This is a genomic window from Spirosoma arboris (genome assembly GCF_009754945.1).
Classification (GTDB): Bacteria; Bacteroidota; Bacteroidia; order Cytophagales; family Spirosomataceae; genus Spirosoma; species Spirosoma arboris.
Genome location: NZ_WPIN01000026.1, coordinates 67660 through 84628 on the forward strand (window position 1 = coordinate 67660; position 16969 = coordinate 84628).

Genomic DNA, 16969 nt, shown 5'->3' on the forward strand with positions numbered 1-16969 from the left:
ACTCCATCTTGTTAAATAAAAAATCCCCCGTCACAGTCGCTGTGCGGGGGATTTTTAGAAATCTCAATTGGCTTAGTTAAAGATATAACGAAGACCAATTTGTGCCTGATAAACGTCACCACTGTTGAGTGAAGCGCTTTTCGTGAACGAATCTTTTAACAGAACCGTCTGCCCATTTATAGTCTGTGTAGCCAACCGATAAGAAGGTACACCTGTTGTTGTATTTACACTTACCAGAGACAATGGGTTAAACGTAGTTTGCAAATTACTTACACCCCACGCATTGTTAAGCAGGTTACCAACGTTCAGAATATCGATACGGAACTGGATCGTGTTCCGCTTGTTATTCTTACCAACCGCTACATAGAATTCCTGAATAGCTGTGAAGTCGAAACGGGCTAACCATGGGAAAGCACCACCGTTACGCTCAGCATACTGACCCCGACGGGTTTTCAGGTAAGCATTACCATCAATGTATGCATCGAAAGCAGCCTGTTGTTGCTCTGGTGAATACGTTACAGCATTAGCTCCTGTTCCTACTGTAAGTGGGCTAAATGTCAATTCCGACGCGCTTTTTGGTACGTAGATCAAGTCATTGTTGGTCTGACCATCCAAATTAAGATCCTGGCTGTAGACATATGAAATTTTGCTACCACTAGCATAAGTACCAGCCAACGTAACGGCAGTAGATCCACCAAATCGGCCACCGTAGTTCAGACGATAGTTAACGTAGCCATTGATTCGGTGACGAAGATCCTGATCAGAATACGCTGTAGTCAGGTAGTTTTGTCCGTAAATAGATGGTACGTTGGCCTGAACTGTGCTACCCACGAAAGCAAGATCACGAGCTTGTCCGTATGTATAGGCCAGCATTCCACCAAAGCCTTTTGTAACGGGTTTCTCCAGTTTGAACGTTACGATATACGAATTCCCTTTATTCGTATTTTTCAGTACGAATGCATTGGCAATCTGTGGATTGATATAACGGGCTTGAGCTACTGTATTAGCAGCACCTGTGCCGCTGCTTACTACCCCAAAAGCAGGGAAAAGAGAACGGGTATCAGGTCCGCTAAGCGTTTTAGTAGGTCCTTGCAGGTTAGCATCAATGTAGCGCAGTGCCTGAATGTTCTTGTTATAAATGGCTTCTACTGTCGCAATCAGGCCGCCTGGCAATCTTTGATCGATAGCAAGGTTCGTTTTCCAGATTTGTGGATACTTCAAATTAGGGTCCGATGCGTTGATTGTGTAAGGTAGAAGATTTTTTATAATATCGTTCAGTTTGGTTGGGTCACTCACATCAGGTGGGCGAACAGCAGCCGGTAACTTACTAGGATCGGTAACAAACGGATAAGCGTTTGTATTATTCACTGTGATAAGAGCAGTGTTAACCCCGTTATTACCTAACTGATTAGAAATCAACACTTCAGGAATACGCGATACGAAGATACCCGTACCACCCCGAATCTGTGTTGTCTTATCGCCTTTCACATCAAAGTTGAAACCTAAACGGGGCGACAGCAGAACACGGGCTTTAGGGAAAGTACCCGTTGTGATATGATAATCAGCTCCATTTTCATCTTTGAAGGTTAGACCAGCAACAATTGGGTTATTGAAATCCTTCGCCGTACTGTTATCATACGAGAAAAGATCAGCCCGCAAACCATACGTTAATTTAAAGTTTGAGTTAACCTGCAATTCGTCCTGAACGTAAGCACTATACAAGTTCCGCTTCAGCTGCTGTAACGGTTCAGCACCACCTGGAATCAACGAATAGCGTAGGTTGTATTTAGCTACCGTAACCGGCGATGTTGTACTGGTTGGGTCGCTAAGTGACGCTAAAGCCGCTGCCTTGAAGTCAGCAATGGAGTTATACACATACACCCCGTTCGATGATGGGAAGAATACGTTATTCGATGTATAGTGTTCAAAAACTAAACCCGCTGTGATCGTATGCTTACCTGCAAAATAGCTAAGGTTATCGGTGATGTTAAACGTCGAATAGTTCAACTTGTTATTCGGCGTAAATGGATCAAAACCAATGGATGTATAGGTGGTTCCACCGGGTGCGATGTCGATCGTTGGAAACAGTTGTGTTTTATACGTCCGGTCTTCGATCTGCTTGTTATACGTACCAACGAGGTCATTGGCAAATTTACCACCGCCAAAGTTAGAGGTCAACTCCACAGCCAATGAACGCGTGTTATCAGCAATGATATAACCCGTGTTCTGTGGCGAAAGCGAGGTTGGGAAAAGGTTCCGGTTACCATTACCAGCCGTGTTACTACTGTTACTGTTGCTGATAACCTGATCCGACGATGAATTGTGATGAGAATAACGAACAGATAGTTTGTTGTTATCATTGATGTTGTAATCCAACCGGATCAACCCTTTCGTACTTTTTACCTGGTTGTTGTAGTTATCAATAGCGCCCAGATCTAAATTGAAGTTCGTCTGCATGAAACTCTTCAGGTCGGCCAGATCAGAGTATAGAACGTTCGATATGTTACCCGTAGCACCATCTTGTTTGGCAACATAGCTCAAGGCTGGTGTGCTACTGGTGAACTGTTCTGCATTGATGAAGAAAAACAGTTTATTTTTGATAATTGGTCCACCCAGGCGGAAACCCCATGTTTTTTCATCCACATTGACTGTACCAATCGAATTACCAGCTGCTGTGTTACCAACCAGCCCTTTATTACGGAAAAGATGGTAAACCGAACCGGAGAAATCATTGGTACCCGAGCGAGTTACTGCGTTGATACCAGCACCCGTGAAACCTGACTGGCGAATATCGAAAGGAGCTACGTTAACCTGAATCTGATCTAAAGCATCAATAGATACAGCAGTTGTACCTGTCCGTCCACCGGCTAATGCTGAGCTACCTAAACCAAATCCGTTGTTAAATACAGAACCGTCAATCGTGAAGTTATTGAAACGTGGGTCCTGACCAGCAAATGACTGGCCGTTACCATACGGATTGTATTTAGTAATATCGGTAAGTGTACGACCAATTGTAGGCAATGTATTGATCGCTTCCCGACCAAAAGAAGAAGCAGCTCCCGTACGATCCGAACTAAAAATATCATTCCGGTTACCTGATACAACCACCTCATTTAGGCTGGTTCCTTCATCAGCCAGTTTGAAGTTAGCATCGGCAGTCGTTCCTAAGCTTGCGAAAATATTTTCTTTAACCTGCTCTTTGAAACCGACAAATGTTACAGTTATAGTGTAAGGACCACCTACCCGAACGTTGGGAAACGTGTAAAAACCTGACGTGTTGGAAATCGTACCATAGCGACTCCCCGATGGCGTATGAACTGCCACCACTGTTGCTCCAGGTAAGCCCTCCCCTTTTGAATCGGTCACTCGACCATTAATAGCCGATGACGTTACCTGAGCCATAGCTCCGCTTCCGCCGAGTACAGCCAACAGTATACTGCCGATCAGCATAAAAGCCACTCGAAATTGCAGTAGTTTTTTAGACATAGAAGTGTTTGTTTTGTTAGTAAGTAATGAGATTTTCACCCATCAGATGTTTTCTCAATTTAATGACAAATATGCTATTTTTTTTGAGGCAAAAAAGTGAGCCTTCTTAAAAAAGTACCACCTTAGACAAATCAATAGACAAAATTCTACAAATAATCTCATTTTAAAATGCTTACGTTCTATATTAACGATTATCATATTGTTAAGTACAGATTACCATTTAGATAGCTGTCAGGTAGAGTGTGGTAGTTTATCAAGTAAGGGTATAATTATATCTACCTAATTTACCTCATCGGTCGTTTCTCTCTCTTAGTTTTGTCCTCTTATGCTATCAACTGATAAGTCGGCTTTCAAGCTCACCCAATACAGCCACGGCGCGGGTTGTGGTTGCAAAATCTCGCCCAAAATTCTGGACCAGATTCTGCATACAAATGCAACTGCTTTCCAGCCACGTTATGTCAGTTTACTCGTCGGAAACGACTCCCGCGATGACGCTGCTGTCCTTGACCTTGGCAATGGTGAAGCCATCATTAGTACAACTGATTTTTTCATGCCTATCGTCGACGATGCCTTCGATTTCGGGCGAATTGCGTCGGCGAATGCCATCAGTGATGTTTATGCCATGGGGGGCGAACCGATTATGGCTATAGCGATTCTGGGCTGGCCATTAGACAAATTACCGCCCGATGTTGCAGGACAGGTGCTCGAAGGTGCCCGTGCAGTCTGCCTGGAAGCAGGTATTCCCCTCGCTGGTGGTCATAGCATCGACTCCCCCGAACCAATTTTTGGACTGGCTGTAACCGGAAAGGTTCGACTCGATCACCTCAAGCAGAATAATACAGCTACTGAAGGATGCCAGTTATATTTAACTAAACCTCTTGGCGTCGGAATTCTGACAACCGCTCAGAAAAAAGGAATTCTTAAGTCCGAACACGCTCCCATAGCGCCTGTTCAAATGGCTCAGCTTAATAAATTCGGGGCCGTTTTAGGAAAACTACCGTATGTGAAGGCTCTGACCGATGTAACGGGATTTGGCCTACTAGGGCATCTTACCGAAATGGCTGAAGGGTCTGGGCTAAGTGCGATTATCAATTTTGATACGGTTCCTAAACTGGCAATGGTTGAGGAGTATCTGGCGCAGAATAGTTTCCCCGGCGGCACTGTTCGTAACTGGGATAGTTATGGCCATAAAATTAGTGAACTAACTGAAGTACAACGCTATATTCTGGCCGACCCCCAAACTTCTGGAGGTCTACTTATTGCCGTTGAGCCGGGAAGTACGGAAGAATTTGAACGCGTAGCTCTGGAAAACGGGTTTACACTACAACCGTTTGGTGAGCTAGTCGAACAGCGGGAAAAAGTTGTTTATGTAAATTGATTTTTAAGCCGCACCGGCGGACTGTCAATGGCAACTAAGGTCTTCTTTGCCGGTCCGCCGGTGCGGCTTAACTTTGCGCCCTTTGTGTTTAAGGCTATGAAATTATTTTCCCGTCAAACCGGTGAGACCGGTCCAGCCATTGTTATACTACACGGCGTTTTTGGGTCATCAGACAATTGGCTGACTATCAGCAAAACAATTGCTGCACGCGGCTATCGTGTATTCGCTCTTGATCAGCGAAACCACGGCCAATCACCCAGAAGCAACGATCAGGATTATCAGAGTATGGCTGTCGATCTGCGTGAATTTCTTATTGACCATAATCTGGATAAGCCTATTCTGGTTGGCCATTCCATGGGTGGCAAAACGGTCATGCAGTATGCTATGCTTTATCCTGGCACCTTTCAAAAACTCGTTGTTGTCGACATTGCCCCAAAGTTTTACCCAGTTCACCACGCTGAGCTCATCCGTGGCCTAAAAGCCATTGACCTTGCCAGCATAAAGGGGCGTAACGAGGCCGATGCTGTTTTGCAACAATACGAGCCTTTGCTTCCGGTAAGACAGTTCCTTCTAAAAAACCTATATCGCAACGAACAGGGCAAATTCGATTGGCGAATCAATATTCCTGTTATCGAGCGTGAACTACATGGCATTGGCGAAGAGCTAATAAATCCTAAAATCGTTACCGAGCCAACCTTATTTATGCGGGGTAGCGAATCGCCTTATATTCTGGATGAAGACATTCCGGTTATTAAACGCATTTTCCCAAACGCTCAAATTGAAACCATTCAGGGTGCAGGTCATTGGGTTCAGGCTGAAAAACCTGTCGAGTTTGTAGAGGTATTAATGAAGTTTATTGCTTAACGCTCCTTAAATATGCCCACCCTCTACCTCATCCCCACTCTGCTCGCCGATGATACAGTCAATGAGGTATTACCTCCGCATGTACAGGAAATCATTGAAAAAACCGACGCTTATTTTGTCGAAAATATTCGCTCAGCCCGGCGATTTATTAGTGGCCTGAAAACAAAGCGTGTTATTGACGAAACAACCTTTTTCGATCTCGATAAAGACACTCCTCACGCAGACACGCGCCGACAAATTCAGGAATTAACTGAACGCAAACGAAATGCGGGTGTATTGTCAGAAGCCGGATGCCCAGGCGTTGCAGATCCTGGTGCCGTGGTCGTTGGCATGGCGCATTCATTAGGATGGCGGGTTGAACCACTGGTTGGCCCATCGTCTATTTTGCTGGCTCTAATGGGGTCAGGTATGAGTGGTCAATCATTTGTGTTTCATGGCTACTTACCTATCGATCGGCAGGATCGCGCCCGTACGGTACGTCATCTTGAAAAAGAAGCACAACTCCGGCAGCAGACCCAGATTTTCATGGAAACCCCTTACCGAAACGATGCACTCTTCTCGGATGTTCTGGCCAATTGCCAACCCAATACACGCTTGTGTGTAGCTAGCAATCTGACCGCGTCCGATGCCTTCATTCGTACACTCACCATCAGGGAATGGAAATCACAGGTGCCTGACTTACGCAAAAAACCAACAGTGTTCCTACTTTTGTGAAAATATAGTAGTAAGTCAACGAGTAGTAAGTTGTGAGTGGCGAACTGTATCGACGTAAACAACACTTACCACTTATTTACTTACCACTTACTAACTGGTATATGGTTCAAGCCTTCGAATTTTCTCCGTTTCACGAAAATACCTACATCGTTTCTGACGATACTACCGGTGAGGCAGTTGTCATTGACCCAGGCTGTTATGAACAGGTGGAAAAAGAAGCGCTGGCACGATTTATAACGGATCACAAACTCAGCCTCAAGTACCTGCTACTTACCCACTCTCACCTCGATCACGTCTTTGGCGTTGCCTATGTGAAACGCAAATTCGGAGTCAAAGCTTACCTCCATGAACTTGACATGGTGATCTACAACGACGTACCGACGCGGTGCGCCCTTTACAATCTGCGCGGCTATGAACCCTCCGAAATTGACGCCTTTCTGAAAGAGGGTGACCAGATTCGATTCGGTAATACAGTTTTAGATGTCATCTTTGTGCCAGGGCATGCACCGGGTCATGTGGCGTTTGTAAACCATGCAGACCGTTATGTGATTGGTGGCGATGTATTATTTCGGGGAAGCGTTGGTCGAACGGATTTTCCGTATTGTAATCATGCAGATCTCATCAATAGTATTCGAACTCAGTTTTTTACACTACCCGACGATTACATTGTTTATCCCGGCCACATGGAGCCAACGACAATTGGCCAGGAAAAACGAACAAATCCGTATGTAAAAATGTAGAAATGGGTCAAACGGGCCAAAAGCCCGTTTTTACATATATGAAACTACTCAAACACTTACCAAATGCTATGACCTGCGGCAACCTGCTGTGCGGGTGTATTGGTTTGGTCATGACTCTACGTGGTCACCTGGAAACGGCTTCCTGGCTAATTATGCTAGCCGCTGTTCTCGATTTTGGTGACGGGTTCGTAGCTCGACTGGTACATGTATCTGGTCCGTTTGGGAAGGAACTGGATTCATTGGCCGATGTTGTAACCTTTGGTGTTTTACCTGCCACGATCGTCTTTCAGCTTGCCTGGTTTCAGGAGTTAGATTTCATTTCTTACGGGGCATTTCTGATTGCCGTTCTGGCAGCTTTACGACTAGCTAATTTTAATATTGACACACGCCAGTCGGAGTCGTTCATTGGGTTGCCTGTTCCGGCCAATACGATGCTTATTGCTGCTTTCCCGCTAATGGAACGCTATCAACCTCAGTTCGATGCAATTTGGAAAAACGATATTGGACTCGGAATGATGATTGCGTTCTCGTTCATGATGGTATCTGAAGTACCTTTATTTGCGCTTAAGTTCAAGTCTTTTGGCTGGGCCGAAAATCAGATTAAATACAGTTTTCTAATCGCTTCTGTACTACTCCTGTTATTTTTGCAGTTTGCAGCCATCCCGCTGATTATTCTGCTTTATATTGTTCTATCACTTTTTTCTAAAGAGCGAACGAGCGAACGGGTGAACGAGTGAAGCCTGGTCACTCAAAATTCATTCTTTCACTCGTTCACCCTTTTCACTGCTTCAAATGAAATACATCGCTGAAATTAACATTATGACCCGTTCGGAAATTCTGGACCCACAGGGTAAAGCCGTTAAGCTGGGACTTCATAATCTCCAGATGGACACCATCGACAATGTTCGTATTGGAAAGCACATCCGGCTCGAGGTAGATGCAGAAACCGAAGATCAGGCTCGCTCTACAGTCGATTCGGCTTGTCGCCAACTGCTCGCCAACCTTATTATGGAAGAGTATTCATTTGACTTGCACACAGCTTAAAAGGCAACCATTGTCTTTTTCCGGCAAGAATAGTACAATCGGTTTATTCAAGAGAATAGCCACCACAAAAAGTACTATTTTTGCCAATTATTTTGCTAACAGCGAATGAATACAATTTATTCAAGTATTAAGGGATTAGGCTTTTACGTTCCGGATAACATTGTTACCAACGACGATCTGACCCAATATATGGACACGTCGGATACCTGGATTCAGGAACGGACAGGCATCAAACAACGACGATACTTCACCCCCGGAAAAGACACCAATGCCAGTATGGCAACGGCAGCCTCGCGTATGGCACTCGACCGCGCCAATGTTGCGGCCAAAGATGTTGATCTGATTGTGTACGCGACCATAACGCCAGATTATTATTTTCCGGGTTCGGCCTTCCTAATGCAACGCGAATTAGGGTTGGAGGGCATTGGTGTAATCGATATTCGAAACCAGTGCTCAGGCTTTGTATATGCCCTCTCCATTGCCGACCAATTTATTAAAACGGGAATGTATAAAACCATTTTGGTGGTTGGAGCTGAGATCCAATCAACATTTCTCGACAAAAGCAATGCAGGCCGTGGCGTAGCGGTTATTTTTGGGGATGGGGCCGGAGCGGCTGTTTTACAGGCTACTACCGATCCTGATCATCGGGTTCTATCGACCCATCTCCACGCCGATGGACGCTATGCAGAAGAACTGTATGTACGTGATCCCGGTAGCAGCCGCGAAGGGCGTTGGATCTCCGAGACAACCCTAGCAGAAGGTAACTATAACGTGAGTATGAACGGAAATGCCGTTTTTAAACACGCTGTAGTACGATTTATGGAGGTGATTAATGAGAGCCTGGAGGCCAATGGTTATAAAGCAAAAGATCTGGCTTTGCTAGTACCACATCAGGCAAATATCCGTATTTCGGAATATGTCCGTCAGCAGATGAATTTGCCCGAAGAAAAGGTATTTAATAATATTCACCAATACGGCAATACTACTGCAGCCTCGATTCCAATTGCTCTGACAGAAGCCTTCGAGCAAGGCCGCATAAATTCGGGTGATTTGGTTTGCCTGGCTGCCTTTGGGAGCGGTTTTACGTGGGCTTCAGCTCTTATTAAATGGTGAAGTAGTGAAGTGGGTGGAGTAAGTAAAACCACAATTGCACTTACTCCACCCACTTCACTAATACGTCCCTATCGACAGCATAACCAACGTACAGGCTTCTATAGGTTCGATACCTTCGGCTCGAAGTTGTCTCTCAAATTCTGGATTTTCGGCACCTGGGTTGAAAATTACCCGACGGGGTTTCAGGCTTTTAATATAGTCGTAAAGCTTGGGTTGGTTTTGTGGTCCAACATACATTGTAACGGTATCAATGTCTTCGAGAGCTGGTTGACCTACATGAATTGGATTTCCTTCTATTTCACCTTCCTGTAGGCCCAGCAATTCTATGTTATGGCCATGACGAAGTAAACGGTAAGCAGCTAGGTTAGCATAGCGCCCTGCCTTTTCAGTGGCTCCCACTACTAATGTTTTCTTTACCTGAGCGTTCATTTTTCTACGGATATACACATTAGGCGTACATCCCCGTACATTTTTAACCAATCTACTGTACGGGTGGTTTCGAAGTATACGATTCTTTGTAAAAAACAGGAATAAGTACCGTTACTTCTAAGCAAAGTCAGGTCATTATCAATAGCTTATATTATTGATCATTTGCTTTACCAGTTTCGGGGCGGTACAATCAATATATCAATAAACTAACAACTATTTTCTCATACAGTTGTTAAGCACTCATTAACTGGGTTTAGCCTGTTCGATTGTGATTTACGGCTGACCATAAAAACTATTTCGGTCATGGATGCCAAAGGGAACCAAAGCTTCTGGAATGAAAAATGGGTACCAATTGTGTTTGAAGGAATTGAGAATCCTCCTCGTTATGAGGTCTCAAATTATGGAAGGCTACGCAGTTTTCAATCAGCTCCCACAACACGTGCTGCTAGTGTAGCCGTCAATACCACTGGAAAGCCAATAAAAGGATCTGTTATTCAGGGCTATCGGTCTCTTAATATTCGTTCGGGAGGCAAAACGTTTAATCGATACGTTCATAAATTAGTGGCTGAACAGTTCCAGAAGCGAGACCAGCCTGATCAGACTTTCGTCATTCACCTCGATCATGACAAGCAGAATAATTATTACCAGAATCTGCGATGGGTGACGAAAGACGAAATGATTGAACACAATCGAAATAACCCTAGCTTGAAAAACCGACAACTACCCCGACAGACCCGCAATTACAAACTGACGGAGAGCAAGGTTAAAATCATTAAAAAATTGCTGCTTAACGATAAAAACCGGCTAAAAATGATTGCCAAACAATTTGGCATCACGCATACGCAACTTAATCGTATTCGGTCGGGCGAAAACTGGAAACACGTTACTATTGAGTAGAATCACACGTAAGCAGATTAGTGTTGTATCATTCTTATCTGCTTAGGCATCTGTCAAAAATTTAGGGGTTGTCAGGTATGATTCACCAATTGTAATCATACCTGACAACCCCTAATTATACTTGCTAAGCCTTGAGAACCTTAAACCTGGCAATTTAGTAGTTCACTGACTCGCCAACCAAGGGGCCTGGAACGCCTGCCAACGGTAGCGATACAAAAAACGATGTACCAACATCCTCGGTGGTCTCAAACCAGATTGTGCCACCGGCATGTTCAACTCCCCGTTTGGCAATAGCCAGTCCTAGTCCCGACCCGCCCCGTTTCGTACTGAAGTTAGGCAGGAATACCTTATTCTGGATTGCCTCCGGAATGCCAGCCCCATTGTCGTGAATTTCAATCTGCACAGCGTCGCTATTCGTATAAAGCTTCAGATCAATAACGGGTTTTCGATCAGATGGAACTGACTGGATAGCATTGATCAGCAAATTAGTTAGGATACGACCAATGAGTTGCCGATCACCGACAACCATAACGGGACCAGCGGTGATTTCCCGCCGAAGCGTAATTCGTTTATCGTCGCCATATAAATCGGCCGTTTTATTGAATACCCCTGCCACTTCAAAAATTTCCTTTTTAGGCAATGGCATTTTTGCAAACTCAGAGAATGATGTGGCAATATCACTCAGATTGTCAATCTGGTCTAAGAGCGAGTCAAATGTCCGTAAAATAATTCGGTGAGCTGGGTCATTGGTCCCACTCGAGGAGTTTTTCGAATTTGGAAACGTTCGTTGCAGATGTTGCAATGTAAGTTTCATAGGGGTAAGCGGGTTCTTAATTTCGTGAGCTACCTGCTTGGCCATTTCGCGCCAGGCCGATTGTTTTTCGGTCTGTGCCAGCGCCTGCTTGCTTTCTTCTAACTTGAGTAGCATCCGATTGTATTCCCGGATAAGTAAGCCAATTTCGTCGTCAGATTGCCACGGTAAAGGATCATTAGGAAGCTCAAGATTGGTTTTCCTGATCTTCTGCGTCAGCAACCGAAGGGGTTTCGTCAGCATATGGGATGCGAAGTAGGATAAGATCAGAAAGAATAAAAACAGAGCTGTAAAAATGCTCAGTGAGGTAGCAATAACTTCAATAATTTTCCGATCGAGTTCAGGTTGCGCATAAAAATAGGGAATGCTCAATACACCCAGTAACCGACCGTCGTACGATTTGATACCCGCATAGGCCGTCCGATATTGCTTACTTCCCAGCGATTCATCAAGCAGAATTTGATTTTCTTTATCCTCAATAATGTGAATGTAAGCAGCCGGATTAATTCGTTTGGAGAGATACCCGCTCTCGTAGATGAGTGGGCGTGTGGAGGTGTAAAGCTGCCCTTTCGTATCAAATAGGTTAATGTCAATGTTAGCGTCGCGGGCAATCTTACTTAGCTCCTCTTCCATCGACGCCTTACTGCGCTTTTTTGTATAGAGGTGTTCATCCAGGTATACCAGGAAGTTGGTGGCGATATTACGCGTATTGCTTATATATGTATTTTTCTGATTATCAACATAATTAGAACTGATGACGCCCAGAATAATAAGAATCACAAAGATTAAAGGCAGAAAAAAAGCCAGATTTAGCAGGATCTGAATCCGGGTCGAGTAATTAATATTGAACTTAGAGAATCGGTAATTGATGGCATAGCCTAAAATCACCAGAATAACCGTCAGGACGAGTAATAGATAAAGAAAAGAGAAATTGGAAAAGATATTTCTAAACGGATATTCCGGCGACGACACCACAACGATATGACCATCATGCCCACGTTGAGCAACATGCTGATACTTGTTGCTCAAAATTCCAGTCGTATATAGGGTTGGATTGTCGAGCAATGTCAAATCAAGCTTTCGGTCATAATTATAACTACCGGGGCCACTATACAGCAATCGGTGCTGTGCGGGACCTAAGGCGGGACGACTTAAAGACGGGCCGGAGAAAAATGCATAACTATACTCCTGTGTATCTGAATTTTGCGTAAATTTTGTATCTACCAATAGTTCAGGATAAACACTTTTGGGGCGTTCATTTCGCAAACGGAGATCCAGCACAACATACCCTAACGTATCATGTGCAGAGACGCCCTCAGGTTGAATTGTAGTCGACGCTGTGGTAGGCCGAGGGATCGCCACAAAGCACACATACTGCTTAACAAACTGATTATCAACTTCATTTACAAAGTAAACGCCTGGGTATTCCGTTTTGTAATTAGTTTGACGGTAACGACTCGTCAAGGTAGACAAGGAAATAGGATCTGGGCTAATGTCGAGCGGCCGACCATTCGCTCGAAATGAAAATACTTCAATATCATACTTATCAAAATATTTATCTAAATGCAGGCTCTTCACCCGTTGCTGAATACGCTCCCGCACCAGCAGGGTATCCGTCTGCAAAGCACGGCCGATTTCAGCATCCTTTTGAATAGACTCTTGTGCCTTACTCATCAAAAACTCTCCAAACACATCATTTTCTGCTAGAAGCTGGGCCGCAAATTCCTGCTCATGATTCAATTGTTTTCTAATCTCTTGATTATAAACAACATATGCAGTCATAACTGCACAAATAAAGGCAGCTAAAAACAGATAGATAGACGTTTTATAACGGAATGTATAGAGTGTTTTTGGAAGCTGACTAATGTAAATAAGTAGGAAATAGGCACCATTTAGTAGAAAGACACTTTCTAAAGGACCGCCCACAATAAGCCAAAGTCCGCTGCTTAGTGCTGTACCGGCCACAATCAATAATAAGCCAATGCCAATATGATTAAACTGATTATAACGCAAAAAAAGGCTGGCCAATAAATGAGTTACCAGGAAGTAAATACAAGAGATGGTTATAAAAACCACCAGACACACAATTTTTAGAAACGAAAAATGGATATTTAAGGTGATATCAAGTGTAAATTGAGACTTTTCATAGATATTATTTAGCTCAATATAACATAGCGAAAACACCGCATAACTCGCAACGACGCATCCTACCGATAGCACTAATTTTAGCCACTGCGGCCGATGCAGTAAAAACATGTAGGTCTTCGAACGGTAATAATACCGGACCCAGTAGAACGCTAGTACAGCAATCACTAATGCATTGAGCAACAGGTCACCCAGGGAAGGTACCAGAACAGACGACGCATAATATTTAGGATTAAACAGATCTGTCTCGATAAATAAAAATGGTACGCCAAAATAAAGCATGGCTGCCCTTAGTACCAGCAAATAAATGGCTAGCCAAGCAAAACCCCATTCATACTGACGTTGCTTCTTGAGCCGAATCATCAGCTGTAGCACGTACATTCCCAGAAAAACAATGAACAGTGTAGCCAGGATGACGGTATTAACAGGCGTAGAGTGATTACGATAAGCGTCTACCTTCGGCGGTTCTACGGAGAATAGGAAAGCCGAAGTGTTATCGTAAATGGCCTGATAAGTACTTTGGCGTTTATCGATAACAGACTGAGGATCGAGCGCAAATAAATCTGGATTATAGCCCGATTGCAGGTACGTATTATTACTATGATAGTAGCGGTAAATATTCACTAGCGAGAATACATCCAGTACATCTGTACCAATAGGAACACGTCGATGGCTAACCACATAGCGCCCCTGCTCAAATTCAATTAATTTAGGTGTTGTCGTTACAGAGGCTAGTTGAGAAAAATCCGGAATAAATCGATAGTCAGACCAATAGACTAATTGTTTATTTTGAAATACGAAGTAAGGATAATGAGTAGGCAGTTCAAATAGATTGGTAAATGTTGGCTTGGAACCGCGCTGCAATAAACTAGTTACGCTGTCTAGATCAGCAGTACTAATCTGCATTTCTTCTTTCACCCGTTGCTGAACAGCACTCACATATTGCTCATCCGTTGCCCCAGGCGCATTCTGCTCCAGCAAGAAGAAGCACAAGACCGATAAGCCTCCAGCTAATGCTGCTAATAACAGGAAGATATGTTTCTCGATACGCTTCACCAAATGGGCAGTATTGTCTTAGTTAAAAACAATCCCTAAAATCATGCCAAGTTTTTAATAGTTAATTAATAATCGGTAGAAATCAGTCATTAAAAACGATAAACTATTAATTATCTGCTAATGCTTCTCAACCGTATATCCGCCCGATTCGTAACCAATTTCAGCCCCTAGTACATAAAGTAAATGTTTACGATCAATAATGACCTGTACTCCTTCAACGTTATACAATTCGTCGGTGGGGCCGGGAAGGTCAAATCCTAATAACCAGGATGAGCCACAGCCTCCCCCACGGACACCAATACGCAATCCATACTCGCCGGGAATTTTATTAGCCCGTAATGTGTCCAGAATTTGTTGGCGCGCTTCGGGCCGAACAGAAACGGGATTATCGATTGTCAACATAATTTGTATGAGGTTTATGGTATTCGATTGCCAATTCACTTGCACTAGCTACCATAAACTGTTAAAACCCTTTTTTCAAAATTACCCATTTTTGCGGAACGACGTTCCTTCTTTCTATGGATCTATTGAGTGATTTCCTTAAACTGATCGTACCATCAGGATTAGTACTATATGGTATGTATCTAACTGTAAAACTATTACTGGAGCGAGAAGCCGACCATAACCGATACAACGTACAGGCGCGTTATACGGAAACTGTTGTTCCTATTCGATTGCAGGCATATGAGCGGATGGTTCTATTTCTGGAACGTATTAGCCCTAATAATTTATTGTTGCGACTTGGTGGTAGTTCCACGACCGTACTAGAGTTTCAACAACGGCTTTTACAGGAAATTCGGGAGGAATACAACCATAATCTATCACAGCAAGTGTACATGAGTCAGGCTGTTTGGGATCAGATTCAGGCCGCTATGAACGAAGTCATGACACTTGTCAATCAGGCATCGGGCGATACTCGCCCTGACGCGCCTGCTCTCGAACTATCGAAGCGAATCTTCGAACGAATTATTCAGCGAGACAAACAGCCTACGTCCGAGGCCCTTCATGCATTAAAGGCAGAGATTCAGGCAATGTTTATGTAATGTAGTGTGGGCGGATGCCCACATTATGTTAAAATACCCCGGCCGATAGCATCAAAGCCTTTTGCAAAGCCGCCTGATTTATCGGAAGAGCGACGCCTTCATTCGCCAGTGTTTGAATAATTTCTTCAGTTGGCAGATTACCCGTTAAGTCATCAGCAGCCATTGGACAACCGCCAAAACCCCGTAAAGCCCCATCTATCCGCTGGACACCTGCTCGTGCTACAGCGCTGATTTTAGCATGAGCTTCGCCAGGGCGGGCGTGTAGATGCGCCCCAAATTCAACGTTGGGAAATGCATTGATCAACTGACGAAAAAGTGTTTCAATAGTTTCGGGGACAGACGAACCCACGGTATCCGATGGAGCAATGATCGTAATACCCAACTGGATTAATTGTTCAGTAAACTTACTTACTAAATCTGGACTATAAGGGTCGCCATAGGGATTCCCAAAACCCATTGACAAATAAACAACCAATTCCTTGCCTACCCCAATACACAACTTCTGAATTTCGGCAACTTCAACAAATGCCTGCGCAATTGTCTTATTTGTGTTACGTTGCTGGAAGGTTTCTGAAATTGATAAAGGAAAGCCTATGTACTGAATTTGCGGATACAAAGCAGCTTCCTGGGCACCACGCAGGTTAGCGACAATAACCAGCAATTTCGTTTTGGTTTTCGACAGGTTAAGTCCAGCCATAACTTCAGCCGTATCGCGTAGCTGCGGAATCGCTTTGGGCGACACGAAACTACCAAAATCCAGTGTATCGAAACCAACTTGTAGCAGCGTGTTCAGATACTGGATCTTGAGTTCTGTCGGCACAAAATGGTCCAGCCCTTGCATGGCATCGCGGGGACACTCAATGAGCTTCATCGACGAGTTAATTGACGCATGAGCACGGCCAGCACTACCATCACAACAGCGCAAATGGCCAGCCCACCAGCTTCGCGAGCCATTTCGATGTTCATGCTACGCATGCCTACTTCGCTAAACAAAAAACCTTCGAATTTGGGAGGCCATTGGTAAAAAGCCGCACCAATATAAATTCCGCCCATTATTGCAAAAAACCACCATTGGCCAATACCCGCATAGGCCATAAAACAGGCTATTGCAGCAAAGCCGTAAATTGGAATCCAGACTTGTGGATCAGGGTCATTATACTGAAAGGCCGCAAATAAAATGAAGAGCAACCCAAAGACGATAGAAAAGATTTTACGCATTTTATTTTTTAGTTAATTGGTGGAGTAAGTG

The 16969-nt window shown here is 44.1% G+C and carries 15 protein-coding genes; 9 read left to right on the forward strand and 6 right to left on the reverse strand.

All coding sequences use genetic code 11. From position 1 onward, the window contains the following. Positions 1 to 72: 72 nt before the first annotated feature. Entirely contained in the window at positions 73 to 3486 is a 3414-nt protein-coding gene (locus GO755_RS37415; RefSeq protein WP_157590557.1) for a TonB-dependent receptor, read from the reverse strand. Positions 3487 to 3811: 325 nt separating this feature from the next. Here GO755_RS37415 and selD point away from each other — a divergent pair, with 325 nt between their 5' ends. The 7 genes from selD to GO755_RS37450 all read left to right on the forward strand — a co-directional run bounded on the left by selD (position 3812) and on the right by GO755_RS37450 (position 9339). Continuing rightward, entirely contained in the window at positions 3812 to 4864 is a 1053-nt protein-coding gene (selD, locus tag GO755_RS37420; protein WP_157590558.1) for a selenide, water dikinase SelD, read from the forward strand. A 96-nt stretch (positions 4865 to 4960) separates the two neighbouring features. After that, positions 4961 to 5728 (forward strand): alpha/beta fold hydrolase, encoded by a 768-nt coding sequence (locus GO755_RS37425; RefSeq protein WP_157590593.1) that lies wholly within the window; start codon positions 4961 to 4963, stop codon positions 5726 to 5728. Positions 5729 to 5740: 12 nt separating this feature from the next. Then, complete coding sequence (locus GO755_RS37430) at positions 5741 to 6442, forward strand: SAM-dependent methyltransferase (RefSeq protein ID WP_157590559.1); 702 nt, start codon at positions 5741 to 5743, stop codon at positions 6440 to 6442. 101 nt (positions 6443 to 6543) lie between these two features. Beyond that, positions 6544 to 7182: an MBL fold metallo-hydrolase gene (locus GO755_RS37435; RefSeq protein ID WP_157590560.1), complete on the forward strand. Its 639-nt coding sequence runs from the start codon at positions 6544 to 6546 to the stop codon at positions 7180 to 7182. Positions 7183 to 7220: 38 nt separating this feature from the next. Continuing rightward, complete coding sequence (pssA, locus tag GO755_RS37440; protein ID WP_157590561.1) at positions 7221 to 7919, forward strand: CDP-diacylglycerol--serine O-phosphatidyltransferase; 699 nt, start codon at positions 7221 to 7223, stop codon at positions 7917 to 7919. Positions 7920 to 7974: 55 nt separating this feature from the next. Beyond that, on the forward strand, positions 7975 to 8226 hold the full coding sequence (gene purS, locus GO755_RS37445) for a phosphoribosylformylglycinamidine synthase subunit PurS (protein WP_157590562.1): 252 nt from the start codon (positions 7975 to 7977) through the stop codon (positions 8224 to 8226). 105 nt (positions 8227 to 8331) lie between these two features. Further along, complete coding sequence (locus GO755_RS37450; protein WP_157590563.1) at positions 8332 to 9339, forward strand: 3-oxoacyl-ACP synthase III family protein; 1008 nt, start codon at positions 8332 to 8334, stop codon at positions 9337 to 9339. A gap of 57 nt (positions 9340 to 9396) precedes the next feature. On the opposite strand, the gene GO755_RS37455 is transcribed toward GO755_RS37450, so the two are convergent. After that, positions 9397 to 9768 carry a CoA-binding protein gene (locus tag GO755_RS37455; protein WP_157590564.1) on the reverse strand — a complete coding sequence of 124 codons (372 nt, stop codon included), beginning with the start codon at positions 9766 to 9768 and terminating at the stop codon, positions 9397 to 9399. Between the two features lie 303 nt (positions 9769 to 10071). Here GO755_RS37455 and GO755_RS37460 point away from each other — a divergent pair, with 303 nt between their 5' ends. Then, positions 10072 to 10665 carry an HNH endonuclease gene (locus tag GO755_RS37460; RefSeq protein ID WP_157590565.1) on the forward strand — a complete coding sequence of 198 codons (594 nt, stop codon included), beginning with the start codon at positions 10072 to 10074 and terminating at the stop codon, positions 10663 to 10665. Positions 10666 to 10819: 154 nt separating this feature from the next. Here the strand turns inward: GO755_RS37460 and GO755_RS37465 are convergent, their stop codons facing one another. Continuing rightward, positions 10820 to 14677 carry a sensor histidine kinase gene (locus GO755_RS37465; RefSeq protein WP_317166036.1) on the reverse strand — a complete coding sequence of 1286 codons (3858 nt, stop codon included), beginning with the start codon at positions 14675 to 14677 and terminating at the stop codon, positions 10820 to 10822. Positions 14678 to 14794: 117 nt separating this feature from the next. Then, positions 14795 to 15079, reverse strand: a complete 285-nt coding sequence (locus GO755_RS37470; protein ID WP_157590567.1) for a HesB/IscA family protein — start codon at positions 15077 to 15079, stop codon at positions 14795 to 14797. Positions 15080 to 15195: 116 nt separating this feature from the next. Here GO755_RS37470 and GO755_RS37475 point away from each other — a divergent pair, with 116 nt between their 5' ends. Further along, positions 15196 to 15720 carry a DUF7935 family protein gene (locus GO755_RS37475; protein ID WP_157590568.1) on the forward strand — a complete coding sequence of 175 codons (525 nt, stop codon included), beginning with the start codon at positions 15196 to 15198 and terminating at the stop codon, positions 15718 to 15720. A gap of 28 nt (positions 15721 to 15748) precedes the next feature. Here GO755_RS37475 and GO755_RS37480 read toward each other — a convergent pair whose 3' ends face one another. Both GO755_RS37480 and GO755_RS37485 read right to left on the reverse strand, forming a co-directional pair. Beyond that, positions 15749 to 16591 (reverse strand): hydroxymethylglutaryl-CoA lyase, encoded by an 843-nt coding sequence (locus tag GO755_RS37480; RefSeq protein ID WP_157590569.1) that lies wholly within the window; start codon positions 16589 to 16591, stop codon positions 15749 to 15751. Then, positions 16588 to 16938, reverse strand: a complete 351-nt coding sequence (locus GO755_RS37485) for a transmembrane 220 family protein (RefSeq protein ID WP_157590570.1) — start codon at positions 16936 to 16938, stop codon at positions 16588 to 16590. Before GO755_RS37485 ends, GO755_RS37480 begins: the two co-directional genes overlap by 4 nt. Between the last annotated feature and the right edge of the window lie 31 nt (positions 16939 to 16969).